Annotated in this window: 13 protein-coding genes and 1 riboswitch; of the genes, 4 read left to right on the top strand and 9 right to left on the bottom strand. The window is 64.7% G+C overall.

Going from position 1 to position 14532, the window contains the following annotated elements; all coding sequences use genetic code 11:
* Positions 1–2 precede the first annotated feature (2 nt).
* Genes QN397_RS00865 through QN397_RS00850 form a run of 4 tightly spaced genes read right to left on the bottom strand, consistent with a single transcriptional unit; the run spans position 3 to position 3832 of the window.
* Positions 3–587: an amino acid synthesis family protein gene (locus QN397_RS00865; protein WP_323499810.1), complete on the bottom strand. Its 585-nt coding sequence runs from the start codon at positions 585–587 to the stop codon at positions 3–5.
* 40 nt (positions 588–627) lie between these two features.
* Positions 628–1269 (bottom strand): amino acid synthesis family protein, encoded by a 642-nt coding sequence (locus QN397_RS00860; protein ID WP_323497323.1) that lies wholly within the window; start codon positions 1267–1269, stop codon positions 628–630.
* Between the two features lie 30 nt (positions 1270–1299).
* Positions 1300–2229, bottom strand: coding sequence for a UPF0280 family protein (locus QN397_RS00855; RefSeq protein ID WP_323499809.1), 930 nt, complete (start codon positions 2227–2229; stop codon positions 1300–1302).
* A 13-nt stretch (positions 2230–2242) separates the two neighbouring features.
* Positions 2243–3832, bottom strand: coding sequence for a 6-hydroxynicotinate reductase (locus QN397_RS00850; RefSeq protein WP_323499808.1), 1590 nt, complete (start codon positions 3830–3832; stop codon positions 2243–2245).
* Between the two features lie 271 nt (positions 3833–4103).
* On the opposite strand from QN397_RS00850, the gene QN397_RS00845 reads away from it, so the two are divergent.
* The 3 genes from QN397_RS00845 to QN397_RS00835 are packed head-to-tail and all read left to right on the top strand — an operon-like array spanning position 4104 to position 6777.
* Positions 4104–4877, top strand: coding sequence for a ferredoxin--NADP reductase (locus tag QN397_RS00845; protein WP_323499807.1), 774 nt, complete (start codon positions 4104–4106; stop codon positions 4875–4877).
* Positions 4877–5632, top strand: coding sequence for a TetR/AcrR family transcriptional regulator (locus QN397_RS00840; RefSeq protein ID WP_323499806.1), 756 nt, complete (start codon positions 4877–4879; stop codon positions 5630–5632). The genes QN397_RS00845 and QN397_RS00840 overlap by 1 nt, the downstream gene beginning before the upstream one ends.
* Complete coding sequence (locus QN397_RS00835; RefSeq protein ID WP_323499805.1) at positions 5578–6777, top strand: amidohydrolase family protein; 1200 nt, start codon at positions 5578–5580, stop codon at positions 6775–6777. Before QN397_RS00840 ends, QN397_RS00835 begins: the two co-directional genes overlap by 55 nt.
* A gap of 45 nt (positions 6778–6822) precedes the next feature.
* On the opposite strand, the gene QN397_RS00830 is transcribed toward QN397_RS00835, so the two are convergent.
* Positions 6823–7302 (bottom strand): VOC family protein, encoded by a 480-nt coding sequence (locus tag QN397_RS00830; protein ID WP_323497300.1) that lies wholly within the window; start codon positions 7300–7302, stop codon positions 6823–6825.
* Between the two features lie 123 nt (positions 7303–7425).
* Between QN397_RS00830 and QN397_RS00825 the strand changes: the two genes are divergently transcribed.
* Positions 7426–8340, top strand: a complete 915-nt coding sequence (locus tag QN397_RS00825) for a protein NO VEIN domain-containing protein (protein ID WP_323497301.1) — start codon at positions 7426–7428, stop codon at positions 8338–8340.
* Between the two features lie 39 nt (positions 8341–8379).
* Here the strand turns inward: QN397_RS00825 and QN397_RS00820 are convergent, their stop codons facing one another.
* The 4 genes from QN397_RS00820 to metH are packed head-to-tail and all read right to left on the bottom strand — an operon-like array spanning position 8380 to position 14400.
* Positions 8380–8778, bottom strand: coding sequence for a GtrA family protein (locus tag QN397_RS00820; protein ID WP_323497302.1), 399 nt, complete (start codon positions 8776–8778; stop codon positions 8380–8382).
* A gap of 40 nt (positions 8779–8818) precedes the next feature.
* Positions 8819–9778, bottom strand: a complete 960-nt coding sequence (locus QN397_RS00815; RefSeq protein WP_323499804.1) for a glycosyltransferase family 2 protein — start codon at positions 9776–9778, stop codon at positions 8819–8821.
* Positions 9775–11577 (bottom strand): ArnT family glycosyltransferase, encoded by a 1803-nt coding sequence (locus tag QN397_RS00810; RefSeq protein WP_323499803.1) that lies wholly within the window; start codon positions 11575–11577, stop codon positions 9775–9777. The genes QN397_RS00815 and QN397_RS00810 overlap by 4 nt, the downstream gene beginning before the upstream one ends.
* A gap of 54 nt (positions 11578–11631) precedes the next feature.
* Positions 11632–14400: a methionine synthase gene (metH, locus tag QN397_RS00805; RefSeq protein WP_323499887.1), complete on the bottom strand. Its 2769-nt coding sequence runs from the start codon at positions 14398–14400 to the stop codon at positions 11632–11634.
* Between the two features lie 32 nt (positions 14401–14432).
* Positions 14433–14517: riboswitch (S-adenosyl-L-homocysteine riboswitch) on the bottom strand.
* Positions 14518–14532 lie beyond the last annotated feature (15 nt).

Raw genomic sequence — 14532 nt, 5'->3', positions numbered from 1 at the left:
GTTCAGCGAAGGCCGTCTTCGCCTTTGATCTCGCTGGCCTTCAAGCCACCGATGCGAGGCAGCGGACGGCCGCTGTCGGTAACGGCCACGGCAACGACGATCTCGTTGGCGCGCGGCGCATCGGACACGCGCGCTTCGATCGCGTCGAAGTGGCTGCGCACGAATGCGGCGTCCTTGTGACCGAGCGGCACGTCGATGGCGGTGCCGAGCGTGCCGCGCTTCTTGCTCGACGGCACCAGTGCGGCGCCTTTTTCGACTGCGGCACGCAACGGAGCGCCCAGCTTCGGATGCAGGATGGCGGCCGCATGTTCGAGCTCGCCGGCTTCGCCGACGATGGCCGCCTTGCCGTAACTCTCGACGTCGCCGGGCGCAATGCCCAACGCGGCGACGGCCTTTTGCCCGAGCAGTGCGCCGAGCTCTTCGCCGATGGCGATCAGCTCGTCGAGGTTCTCGCTGTAGCGGCCGGCATACGGGTTCTCGATGACAGCGATGGCGACGGCACGGCGCGTCGGCGGATCGATGGTCTGGCCCATTTCCTTGCGGACTTCATCCACCTGGACGACGAGTTTTCTGATGTTGGCGCTCATGAATTTTTCCTTGTCTTTGTATGCTTCGTGGGTGCCGCGTTCATCGCAAACCATCCCATTTGCTGATGTCCTTGGCGAGCAGTCCACCCACACGTGCATGGATGCGATAGCCCGTGCTCATCGCCAGGATGAAGACAATTTCGTCCGCAGCCGGCGCACCAGGCACGCGGACTTCGATCGCATCGAACTGGCCGCGCACGTAGCTGGCATTGATGTTGGTCAGCGGCACGTCGAGTGCGGCGCCGGGCGGGCCGACTTTCTTGGTCGACGGCACGATCGACAGAGCATTGGCAGGTTGGCCGGCCTTGGCTTCCGCCTTGCCAGCGGTATATGCAGCGCGGTCGCCCTTCCAGCCGAGCAGCTCGCGCATCGCATAGCCGCCGGGCACATGCCACAGCGCACCGTGCTCCAGCTCCCCGGCAGCGCCGACGATGGCGCCCTTGCCGTACGTGGCGATCTGGTCGAGGGGCACGTCCATCGCGGCATGCAACCGGTGCGCCATGTCGACCCCGACCGGATCGAGCAAGGCCATCATCGGCAGGATGTCGGGCTCGTAGCGGCCGGCGAATGGATTGGTCATCACCACGCCGACGGCGCCACGCACCAACGGCGTCTCGGCGCGCGGCCCGAACTCGTGGTGGATGTGCTCGACATGGGTGAAGACGCGACGGATATCGATCATTGCGATCATTGAAAGTTGCCTTGCTTTTCGTTAAGCAAATACTGAACCAACTGCAGACATCGCGACGCGCCCGACGGGCTGCGCGACACGCAGTGCGTCCGAGCATAAGGGCTCGACGACGCGCCATTGCTTCTGGCAAACCAGCACAGCGGCATGGATGCGGCCGGCCGCTTGCAGCGCCTGCGCGCAGGCTGATCCCGCGTCCAGCGCACGCCGCACCTGCACGGAATCCAGCGTCGCGACATCGACCGTCACAGGGATGTCACCGAGGTCGCTGTCGTCCTTGCATTCGCTGGCCGGTTTGCGTCGAATGCCCACGTCGTCGACATCGACCGCGTTGGCGATCACCGTTGCCGCCGCATCGGCCTCGGCTGCGGTGGCCGCCAGCACGGAGACGCTGTCCGCGATGCCGAGCGACAAGCTGCGGCCGCGCCAGCCGCTGGTCGCGACACCGCGCACCGGCATGTCGGCAGTGATGTCGAATTGGCCGTCGGTCAGGAGCGGGCCGGCGCCGCGCCAATCGAAGGCCCCGATGTCCGCCAGCAGGCCGATGCGTACCTGCGCGCCCGGCGCGAGGTGCAGCGCGATGTCACCGCCATTGTTGATCCAGGCACGTTCGATGCCGGCGCGCAGATAGCAGGCAACGAGCTCTTGCGCGACCGAGCCGGCGACGGCCGCCATCGGGGTAATGAAGCCAGCACTGAAGGGTGCGCAGGCCGACCACATGCGGCGTGCGATGGGGCCGCGCAGCGTGTGCGTCGCTTGCACTGTTTGAATCGGTCGACGCAGTTCGCGCAGCTCGCCCACCAGTTCGTCGAGCACGCAGGCGAAGCGCTGCCACGCGGCCTCATGCGCCGCGGCAACGACCGCTGCATCGCCATGTGCCTCGGCAATGACGTCGATGGGCCCGTGGCTGAAATGCCAGCGGTCCGCGTCGAGCCGGTTGCGTTGTGCCGTCATTTTCGGCAGTGCCTTAACCCAGCATGGGCGGTTGACCCAGTGGCCACGGATTGGCCTCGTCGAGCGTCAGCCACTGGCGCGCGAGCGGGGCGCCATCGTCTTGCCAGGCCCCGCGCGTGAGCGCCTGCTCCAGCGAAAAGATGCTGTCCATGTGGCCACCGAGGGCGGCGTAGTCGTCCCGCCGCATGCTGAACTCGATCGGCGCCACGATGGCCGGCGTCGGCACGGTGCCGAAACTGTTGTCGGGCATGCGCATGACATCCGCCATGACCGTGATGCCGCCGCCGGGCCATACATAGGCCGGCGCGCCGCCGCAGGTCACGTTGACCAGCGCCCGCTTGATGGCACGCGTCAGCAGCACCGGGTTTTCCGTGACGCCGGCGCGCAGGCTGCCGCCGGCGCCGCCGAGAAACAACACCGTGCACAGCGATGGTTCGCAGTTCTCGCCGATGCGCTCGACGATGCGGCGCACCTCGGACGGCATCGGCTGCTCGACGGGCCGCAGCGCGTCGTCCAGCACGTACCACTGCGCGTGCTCGCCGGTGGTCGATGTCATCAGCAGTCGCAAGCCGGGCTTGGCCACACCCTCTTCCCAGCCTTCGATGATGGACAGCGGATCGTCGATGTCGGTGCCGCCCCAGCCATTGCCCGGATTGGCCACCTGAAAGTAACGGCCGGGCGTCGATTTGCGGCCGCGCATCTGCACCCCCGACTTCGGCATATCGAGGCATTTGCCGGCCTGGTGTTCGGTGAGCACGCCGGTAATGTGGTCGTCGACCACCACCACCTCGTCGGCCACGCTGGCGAACTGACGCGCGAAGATGCCGACGGCTGCCGAGCCGCAACCGACACGCATGCGCTGCTCTTCGACGCCGTTGACGATCGGCGCCTTGCCGGCCTGGATCACCATGCTGGCGCCGCCGTCGATGGTGCATTCGACCGGCTTCTTGTTGCCGAGCAACTGCATCAGCTCGACCGTCATACGGCCTTCTTTCTTGCTGCCACCAGTCAGGTGATGCACACCCCCGAGCGACAGCATCTGCGAACCGTACTCCGCCGTGGTGACGTGCCCCACGACTTCGCCTCGGTAGCGCACGTTGGCCTGCTCGGCGCCCAGAAAACGATCGGTGTCGATCTTCACCTTCAGGCTGCAGTAGCTGAAGATGCCTTCGGTCACGACGGTGATCATGTCCACGCCGCGCGCCTTCGACGCCACGATAAAGGGCGCTGGTTTGTAGTCGGGGTACGTCGTCGACGAGCCAACGCCGGTAACGAAGACTTCGTCGGAATGCAGCAGGTCGCCGTTCCAGTCGGGGTCGATGCCATCGGCGGTCTCTGCTGCCGGTCGGTCGAAGGGTACGAGTGCGGGCGAGGCGCTCGACAGCTCACGACGCAGCAGCACCACGGGATCGACGCGCACCAGTACGCCGTCGCGGTTGGCGTACCGATCGCAGGCGCCGGTGCGGCCATCGGAGATCTGACACAGCACGGGACAGGCGTTGCACTCGATCTTGGCCGGCTTGGCGACGGCGCTGTCTTCGCGGCTGGCCGGCACCGGCATGTCCATGCCGGGCAATCCGTCTGTCTTGGTGTGTTCGGTCATCGTGGCGATCTCGTGAGGATTCTTCTGGACGCGTATTCCCGCTGCGTGCAACAAACGTGCCGACAGCCGCGCTTGTCCGGCGTCTGACATTTGTGTAGCATTCCCTACACTTTCATGTGGCGTTCACTACATTCATGGTCAATGTAGCAAACGGGCCCAAGGCTTGCAATGGTGTTTTCGAGCGGCGTTTCCAAAGCGGGTTCGCAAGGCTTTTGGCAACCTAGGACAATCGGATGACCGACTTCTGTTCACAACCAACATCGAATCCCGTATGAGTGCATTCAGCGAAGAACGTGTCCTTACCGTCCACCACTGGACCGACCGGCTGTTCACCTTCACCACCACGCGCGATCCTTCCCTGCGCTTCTCGAACGGCCACTTCACCATGATCGGCCTCAAGGTGAACAACAAGCCGTTGTTGCGCGCCTACAGCATCGTGAGCCCCAACTACGAAGAGCACCTGGAGTTCCTGAGCATCAAGGTCGAAGACGGCCCTCTCACCTCGAAGCTGCAGCATATCCAGCCGGGCGACACCATCATCGTGGGTCGCAAGCCCACGGGCACGCTGCTGATCGACTACACGCTGCCCGGCAAGCGGCTCTATCTGTTCGGCACCGGCACCGGCCTCGCACCGTTCATGAGCATCATCCGCGACCCGGAAACGTACGAGAAGTTCGAGAAGGTCATCCTGGTGCACGGCGTGCGCCAGATCGACGAGCTGGCGTACCACGACCTCGTGACCGATCATTTGCCCAAGCACGAAATCCTGGGCGAGATGATCGAAAAGCAGTTGCTCTACTACCCGACCGTGACGCGCGAAGAGTTCCGCAACATGGGCCGCATCACCGAGCTCATCGAGAGCAACAAGCTGACCGACGACCTGGGATTGCCGCCGATCAACGCCGCCGAAGACCGGGTCATGCTGTGCGGCAGCCCCGGCCTGCTGGTCGATCTAAAGCACATGCTCGAAGCGAAGGGTTTCAAAGAAGGAAATACTTCGACGCCCGGCGACTTCGTCATCGAACGCGCCTTCGCTGAAAAATAATGGAGCGCAAGGCCGCCGCCAAGCCCACACGCCGCACCGGCGTGCGCGAGGCTGCGGCGCAGGCCACGCGCGATTCGATCTTGAAGGCCGCCACCAAGGTCTTCGCCAAGTACGGCTACGACGGCGGCAGTGTCGAGAAAATCTCGAAAGCCGCCAAGTCGTTCGACCGGATGATCTATTACTACTTCGGCAGCAAAGAGGGCCTCTTCATCGCGGTGCTCGAAGGCATCTATCGGCGCATGGACGAGGCCGAGGCCTCGATCGAACTCGATGCCACGCGGCCCGTCGAATCGCTCACCGCGGTAATCCGCTTCGTGCTCGGCTACTACCGCAAGAACCCCGAGTTCGTCACGCTGCTCAACACCGAGAACCTGCACAAGGGCCGGCACATCGCCAAGTCGCTGCGAGCGCGCGAGTACTCCTCGCAGGCCATCGCCATCATCCAGCAGTTGCTCACCAGTGGCGTGGCGCAAGGGCTCTTTCGTGCCGACGTCGCCGCCCGCGATCTGTATCTGCTGATCGCATCGACCGGCTACTTCTATACGTCGAACCGACACACGCTCACTGCGTTTCTGGGCGAGCCGCTCGAAACGCCCGAAGCGGTGTCGCACTGGGAAGACTTCGTCATCGAGACCGTGCTGCGCACGGTCGATGCCGGCGTCCCCGATGAACCAACAACAGTCCCCCACGAGGTCAAGAAATGGCAGAAATCGCAACCGGCGGCAAGTCGGGCAAAGTCGTCATCCAGAACATAGGCCTGCTACTTTCGGGCGACATCGACAAGCCCATTCTCGATGCCGACACCATCGTGGTGAACGACGGTTTGATCGTCGCGGTCGGCAAGTACAAGGACCTGGACGTCGAGGGTGCCAAGACCGTCATCGACTGCCACCAGACCACCGTGGCGCCCGGTCTCATCGACAGCCACGTGCACCCGGTGTTCGGCGACTGGACGCCGCGTCAGAGCCAGCTCGGCTGGATCGAGTCGAGCATGAACGGCGGCGTGACGACCATGATCTCGGCCGGGGAAGTGCACTTGCCAGGTCGGCCGAAGGACATCGTCGGATTGAAGGCGCTCGCCATCACGGCGCAACGCGCGTTCGACAACTTTCGCCCGGCCGGCGTGAAGGTGCTGGCCGGTGCGCCGGTCATCGAAAAAGGCATGGTCGAGAGCGACTTCAAGGAACTGGCCGAAGCCGGCGTCGGACTGCTGGGCGAAGTGGGACTGGGCACGGTCAAGGCCGGGTACGAAGCCAAGGAGATGGTCGCGTGGGCCCGCAAGTACGGCATCCAGAGCACCATCCACACGGGCGGCCCTTCGGTGCCGGGCTCGGGCTACATCGACAAGGACGTAGTGCTCGAAGCCGACGCCGACATCATCGGCCACATCAACGGCGGCCACACCTCGCTGCCCGAAGCGCATGTGTGCGAGCTGTGCGAGAAGAGTTCGCGCGCCATTGAGATCGTGCACAACGGCAACGAGAAAACCGCCATCGCCGCGGCCCGCGCCGCCATGGAACTGAAGTGCCCGCACCGCGTGATCCTCGGCACCGACGGCCCTGCAGGCTCGGGTGTGCAACCGCTCGGCATCCTGCGCATGGTGTCGTTCATCTCGGCCTTCGCCAACATTCCGGCAGAGCAGGTGTTCTGCTTTGCGACCGGCAACACGGCGCGCATCCGCAATCTGAACAGCGGCCTGATCGAAGTCGGCCGCGATGCCGACTTCGTGTTCATGGACAGGGCGCAGCATTCGCCCGCGTCGGGCCTGCTGGAGAGCGTGCAGATCGGCGACATTCCCGGCGTCGGCATGGTGATGATCGACGGCATCGTGCGTTGCGGCCGGAGTCGCAATACACCGCCTGCGACCGAGGTGCCGACGGTAGTTTCCGGCGCGCACTGAGCGCCACCAGCGCCCCGCGTTGTCGGGCATCGGCCCGGCGACCGTTCAGCCCCGCCGCGCCGCCTCGATCGCAACGACGTCGATCTTCTTCATGGTCATCATCGCGTCGAACACGCGCTTGGCCGCCGTGCGATCGGGGTCCGCGATGGCAGCCATCAGTACGCGCGGCGTGATCTGCCAGGACAATCCCCATTGGTCCTTGCACCATCCGCACTCGCTTTCCTGACCGCCGTTGCCGACGATCGCATTCCACAAGCGATCGGTCTCGGCTTGGTCGTCGGTCGCGATCTGGAACGAGAACGCCTCGCTGTGCTTGAAATGCGGGCCCCCGTTCAGACCGATGCAGGGGATGCTCGCAACGGTGAACTCGACCAGCATCACATCGCCCTGCTTGCCATCGGGATAGTCGCCCGGTGCATGGTGGACGGCGCCCACCGCGCTGTCAGGGAACGTCTTGGCGTAGAAGGTGGCGGCGTCCAACGCGGTGCCGTCGTACCAAATACAAATCGTGTTTTTAGGGGTCATTTCGTATCTCCTGAAAATTGAGCGAAGCCGAACCCGAAACGAATTCTGCGCGAGCCACCCGACAATGGCCAGAGCGCTTCGCGGCATACTTGAGACGGTCACAACCCGCAGATTCCCTCCCGCATGGAAAAAGAAGTCGAACCCGCCGTCCTGGCCCTCATCAACGAAAAGCGCCTCACGGGCGAAAAACGCACGCCTGTCGAAATCATTGCCCGCATGGGCGTGTTCGAAGCGCGCGACAAAGCCGGCGACCACGCCTGGCTGGCGACCGGCGACAACGTGATCGCCACCGTCTGGGCGGAGCTGGTCAGCATCTCCGGCGATGGGCGCTGGTTCTATCTCGAGTCGCTGGATGCGCAGCGCCGGCTGGACGGCGGGGAGCGAAGCGCCCAGCAGATTCAGCGCGCCAAAGACCGTCTGACTTTGCTCAAGCGGTCGCTCGACGCGGGCCAAGGCGTGCGGGCCGTATTGCAGACGAACCGCATCGAGATTGCAGACCTGGAAACGGACAAGGCGGCCAAAGTCTCGACACGTGTCCCAGACGAGCAGGAATGGCACGTCGCTTCGTGGGATGCCGACCTGAAGGTCGCAGTGCTGGTGCGCGGCGCGCGCGGCTGGCTGCCCACCGACGAAGACATGCAGGCCGCACGTGCGCGGGGCGGCGTTCCGGTGCCGCCGCCGGAAGTCGTGGTGGTCGTCGCCTCCCGCGAAGAGCTGCAGACGGCCGCGCTGGAGTATCTGACGCGCCACTTCGCGGGCTACGGATACAAGCCTGAGAACGTGGTCGGCCAGAACCTCGGCTACGACATCGAGGTGAAGGACAAGAAGGGCGCCACGTTGCTCAAGCTCGCGGTGAAAGGCACAGCGGCGGGGATGGCCAGCTTTCAGCTCTCGGCGCAAGAGCGCGCGTGCGCCAAGACGACAGACCAATGGCGCCTGGTCGTCGTCACCGATGTCCCCGGCCCGGCGGCGGCGCACAAGCTCTACAAGCCCACCGAAATCGACAGCGCGTCGGGGCTCGAGCCGCTGCTCGACTAGCCTGCCCTGCCCTACCCTGCGTAGCGCCGCGGTTCGCAGTCAGGGACCGCGCCGGGCCTTGAACACCAGCTGCCGCGCCGACAGGAAGTTCAGCGTGAGGCCGGCGCAGCTGCCGAGCGCCACGCCGAGCGCGGGTGCCCAGCGACCGTCGATCCAGTGCAGGGTCGCGACGTAGACCGCGTAGTTGATGACGGCGCCGCCCAGCATCGTCACCAGATAGCCGAGGTACTCACGCACGATCGACGTGTCTGACGACCGCGCCGCGAAGGTGTAGCGCCGGTTGAGCGCCCACGTCGTGCTGGCCGCGGCCAGAAACGACATGACGCGTGCTGCATACCAGCCGAGCACCGGCGCAGCGAGGTACAGCACGCCGACGTCGACTCCCAGGCCGACGATGCCCACCGCAGCGAAGGTCAGGAATTCACGACCGAGCTTCATCGCGCTTTGATCGCCGGATCACTGCACATCGATGGATGCTTCAAGGCTCGACAGCGTGTCGCACGCCCGGAATCGCGAGGTAGCGCAGCCGCTTGGCTTCCCGCCGGCCGATGGTCACCGTGTGCAGCACCACGCCGCAAACGAAGGCGAGCATGGCGGTCAGCATGCTGCCGGTGAGCAGCACGGCCGTCGGCAAGCGCGGCACCAGACCAGTTTGGACGTAAGTGAGCGCTAGCGGCAGGGCGGCGAGCAGCGACACGAGCGCCAGCATCCCTGCGATGCTGGCAAAGAACTGCAGCGGCCGTTCGCTCACGAACAGCTTGCAGATCGTCTTCAGGATGCGCCAGCCGTCGCGGTAGGTCGACAGCTTGCTGTGCGAGCCCTCGGGCCGCGAGCGATAGCGCACCGGCAGTTCGGCGAAGGGCATGCGCAGTTCGAGCGCGTGCACCGTCAGTTCGGTCTCGATCTCGAAGCCCGCCGACACGGCCGGGAACGACTTGGCATAGCGGCGCGAGAACACCCGGTAGCCCGACAGCATGTCGGTGAGGTGGCCGCCGAAGAGTCCGACGACAGCGCCGGTCAACATGCGATTGCCGAGCCGGTGGCCAGCCCGGTAGGTCTCGGCATCGGCGCCGTCGTCGACGCGATAGCCGACCACCATGTCAAGGTTGCCTGCCACCAGCGCATCGATCATCGGGCGCACGCCGTCCAGATCGTAGGTCGCGTCCCCATCGACCATCACGTACACGTCGGCCTCGACATCCGCGAACATACGCCGCGTGACGTTGCCCTTGCCGGCCAGCGCCACGTGCGTGACGCGCGCCCCGCTGGCGCGTGCCACTGCGGCGGTGTCGTCGGTCGAGTGGTTGTCGAAAACGTGGACCTGCGCTTCGGGCAGGACAGCCCTGAATTCGGCGATCACCTGGGCGATGGCGAGCGCTTCGTTGAAGCACGGGATGACGGCGGCGATGCGCAGGGAAAGTAAGGAGAGTTCGGTCATGGCGCGTCCGCGAGGATACGGTAGGCCTTGGCACCGTCCTTTTCGAACAGTGGAACGAAGTGCTTGTCGAAGCCGGGCTTGCTGCTGAGGCCCGCCACATAGGGCGAGGCGACGACCAGAGAACCGAAGCCCAGCGACATGAACTTGCGCGCCATCTCGGCTGGCGGCGCAGCCAGAAAATCGGCGTAGCGCCACGGCCCGAGCATGTCGCCCCAAACCTCGTCGGGGCCGTAGTAGATCGCCTCGCTCAGCGCCACCTGATAGAGCTTGCCGTGCGGATGCTCGCGCAGGTAGCGCATCACTTCATAGCCCGGCACGTTCACGCGCAGGAAGGCATCGCGCGTGTCCTGCGTGAGCGAGACCATGGCGCCTCTCTTGAATGTCTGTTGCACCGACATGGCGGCGAGCGTGACGATCAACAGCCCACCGACCCAAACGCCGACCGTCGACCATCGTGACCACGCCGCGAACGCCGGTGCGGCCTTGCGAACGCCCGAAGCGATCGCCTTGAAGAACACGGCCCAGCCCAGCGCAGACATGAGCGCGACCAACGGGTACGACGCCGTCATGTAGCGCGGATAGCGCGACGTCACGAGCCAGACGACCAGCGAGTAGGCGCAGAACACGACCGCCGCGCGCACCGCCGCAGACCGCCTGAACCATGGGCTCAAAGGCGCCAGCACGACGCCCCAGATCGCCAGGTTCGGCCATGCCGCGTGCGCCTTCACGTCGTCGAACTGGTTCTGATAGTCGGCGGCGTTCCAGTTGGTGAAGCCGAACAGGCGCGCGCCGATCGGGTTGAACGGGTCGCCCGTCGTGATGGCGTTGCGCGCGTACCAGTAGATGCACGGCAGCAAGAAGCTCAACAGCGCGAGCGCCAACACCTTGGGCCGACGCTCGCGCCACAGCACGAACACCGCGACCAACGGAAGAAAAGTCAGCGCTTGGTACTTGCACCCTGCCGCCACGCCGAAGAAAAATGTCGCCACGACCAGCCAGCGCGGCGCTTGCGGACTCTTCGCATCCTGCGCCTCGCGCCACCACCACAGCGCGACGCAGCCGGCCAGCACGAACAGTGCGACGCCCATGTCGATCAGCGCACTGGCGTAGTCGCCCAGGCCGAGCCAGATGGCGGCGCCGGCGAGCGCGAGCGTGCGGCTGGTGTGCTGTCGTCCGAGCCGATAGACCATCCCTACCGACAGCGCGCCCGCGAGCGCGCTCAGGAAGTGCGGCAGCACGTCGTCGCCGACCAGCAGCGCGGCGGCATAGAGCAGGTTGTAGTTGTACGGAAACCAGGGGTAGCGCAGCCAGTCGTGGATGCCGAGCGCGCCGGTCTGCGCCAGCATGCGCGCGTACGGCAGGTGGTACATCAGTTCGTCGAAGACGGCGGGCGGTGCGAGCGGTGCGACCAGCGCCGGAAGAGCGATCAGCGCGAGCGCGGCGAGTGCGGCTTTGTCGAGCCACGACATCGGCGCGTCGGCGCCCCAGGAGGAAGGAAAGGTAGCAGCCGCGGCACGCTCACGCAATTGCCGCCGCCATGCCGGCACTTGCAGCGCCGCAGCGCCGATGCCGATAGCGACCAGCACGAGAACGCCCGTCACGCCGAACAATCCCGCGATGGCCAATGCCTGAAACGCGCAGATGAACAGGCCGACCCCGAGCGTGGCGGTCATACCGGCTTCGAGCCAAACGTCGGCCGGCGTGGGCGCGCCGATGCGGGACAACACGGCGCGCCCGTAGCCCCAACAGCTCACGACGAACACCGCCAGCGCCGCGTAGTGCGCCGCTGCAAAAATCAACTTCTGGAAAATAGAAACTCCCGGTCGCCGGCCACGGACGCACCGGCCGACGGGTTATAGATTCGGGGCCAGCAGCCGCTCCAACTCGGCCTCGCTTTGTTTCCTGCGCGCCGCCTGGTCCTGCAACTGGTCATGCCCGATTTTGCCGACGTTGAAGTACGTCGAATGAGGATGGCTCAAATGGAAGCCGCTGACGCTGGCGGCGGGCGTCATCGCAAGGCTTTCGGTTAGCGTCATGCCGATGTCCTGGCACTGCATGACTTCGAACATCTCGCGCTTGACGCTGTGGTCGGGGCAGGCCGGATAGCCGGGCGCCGGACGAATGCCGCGGTACTTCTCGGCGATCATGTCCTCGTTGCTCAGGCCTTCGTGCGGCGCATAGCCCCAGAGGTCGGTGCGCACGCGGTGATGCAGCGATTCGGCAAAGGCCTCGGCCAGCCGGTCGGCCAGCGCCTTCAGCATGATGGCCGAGTAGTCGTCCAGGTCGTCGACGAAGTACTTCTCCTTCTTCTCGACGCCCAGGCCCGCGGTAACAGCGAACATGCCGACATAGTCTTTCAGGCCGCTGTCTTTCGGCGCGACGAAGTCGGCCAGGCAGCGGCTCGGTCGCATCACGCCATCGATCATCTGTTTCTCGGTCTGCTGGCGCATGCCATACCAAGTCATGGCGACCTCGGTGCGGCTCTCGTCGGTATAGAACTCGATGTCGTCGTCGTTCACCGTGTTGGCGGGCCAGAAACCGACGATGCCGCTGGCGCTGAGCCAACGGCCTTCGATCAGGCGCTTCAACATGCGCTGACCGTCGGCATACACGCGCACGGCTTCGGTTCCGACCACCTCGTCTTTCAGGATGGCGGGAAACGGACCCGCGAGGTCCCAGGTCTGGAAGAACGGGCCCCAGTCGATGTACTTGGCGAGCTCGGTCAGGTCGTAGTTCTTGAACACGCGGCGACCGATGAACTTGGGCACCGGCGGCGTGTAGTTCGCCCAGTCGATCGGCGTCTTGTTGGCCCGCGATTTCGCCAGCGACCACATCGGTATCTGCTTCTTGTTGGCGTGCTGCAGTCGCACCTTTTCGTAGTCGGCGTTGAGTTCGTCGATGTACTTGGTGGCGTTGTCCGAAAGGAGGCTCTGCGCCACACTCACGCTGCGTGAGGCATCGGGCACGTAGACGACCGGGCCCTCGTAGTGCGGCGCGATCTTGACGGCCGTATGCACGCGACTGGTGGTCGCGCCGCCGATCATCAGCGGGATTTTCTTGATGCGGAAATGGTCGTCGCGCTGCATCTCGCCGGCGACATACTGCATCTCTTCGAGGCTCGGCGTGATGAGGCCCGAGAGCCCCACGATGTCGGCGCCCTCGACCTTGGCGCGCGCCAGAATTTCGTGGCACGGGACCATCACGCCCATGTTCACCACTTCGAAGTTGTTGCACTGAAGCACGACGGTGACGATGTTCTTGCCGATGTCGTGCACGTCGCCCTTGACCGTCGCGATGATGATCTTTCCCTTGGTGCGCACATCGCGCCCCGCGGCTTCGTCGAGCAGTTTTTCCGCCTCGATGTAGGGCAGCAAATGCGCCACGGCCGACTTCATCACGCGTGCCGATTTGACCACCTGCGGCAAGAACATCTTGCCCTGGCCGAACAGATCGCCCACGACGTTCATGCCGGCCATGAGCGGCCCTTCGATCACATGCAGCGGCCGGCCGCCTTTCGCCAAAATGATCTGGTAGGCCTCCTCGGTGTCGTCGACGATGAAGTCGGTGATGCCGTGCACCATCGCATGCGACAGGCGCTGGTCGACCGCCACCGGGTGCTCCGGCGTGCCGCGCCATTCGAGCTTCTTGCTCTCGTCCTTGGCGCCGCTCTTGGCCGTCTCGGCCACTTCGACGAGGCGCTCGCCAGCGTCTTCGCGGCGGTTGAGCACCACGTCTTCCACCCGCTCGCGCAGCACCGGCTCGAGGTCGTCGTACACGCCGACCATGCCGGCATTCACGATGCCCATGTCCATGCCCGCCTTGATGGCGTGGTACAGGAACACGGTGTGGATGGCTTCGCGCACCGGGTCATTGCCGCGAAAGCTGAAGCTCACGTTCGACACGCCACCCGACACGCGGGCGCCCGGCAGGTTTTGCTTGATCCAGCGCGTCGCGTTGATGAAGTCGACCGCGTAGTTGTTGTGCTCTTCGATGCCGGTCGCGATGGCGAAGATGTTCGGGTCGAAGATGATGTCTTCCGGCGGAAAGCCGACCTCGTCGACCAGGATGCGATAGGCCCGTTCGCAGATTTCGATCTTGCGCTGGTAGGTGTCGGCCTGGCCCTTTTCGTCGAACGCCATGACCACCGCTGCAGCGCCGTAACGCCGCACCAGCTTGGCCTGCCGCTTGAAGCCGTCGACGCCTTCTTTCATCGAAATCGAGTTGACGATGCCCTTGCCCTGGATGCAGCGCAGACCGGCTTCGATGACGTCCCACTTGGAGCTGTCGACCATGATCGGCATGCGCGCGATGTCGGGCTCGCTGGCGATCAGGTTGAGAAACCGGACCATGGCAGCCTTGCTGTCGAGCATGGCCTCGTCCATGTTGATGTCGATTACCTGCGCGCCGTTCTCGACTTGCTGGCGTGCTACCGCGAGCGCCTCCTCGAACTGATCATTCAGGATCATCCGGGCAAATGCTTTCGAACCTGTGACGTTGGTGCGCTCGCCGATGTTGACGAACAAGGCGCCCTCGCCGATCGTGACCGGTTCGAGGCCCGAGAGCATCAGCGGCGGAAGAATCGGAGTACCTGAGGTCTCTGGGGACTCGGAGTTCGGGGACATCTGGGACACGGGCTCACCTGTAGATTTTTGAAATCAGGTGAGCGTCGTTGCGATCCCGAGCCTGACGTGACCGGGTCTTGAGAAAGACCGGTCAACGCTGCAACGCTCCTCGAGAGGCTTAATTTTAGGCGG

Origin of the sequence: Variovorax sp. RTB1 (assembly GCF_035018765.1) — a bacterium.
Lineage (GTDB): Bacteria > Pseudomonadota > Gammaproteobacteria > Burkholderiales > Burkholderiaceae_C > Variovorax.
The sequence above is the reverse complement of the archived record's forward strand: the minus strand, read 5'-3'. Positions and strand labels throughout refer to the sequence as shown.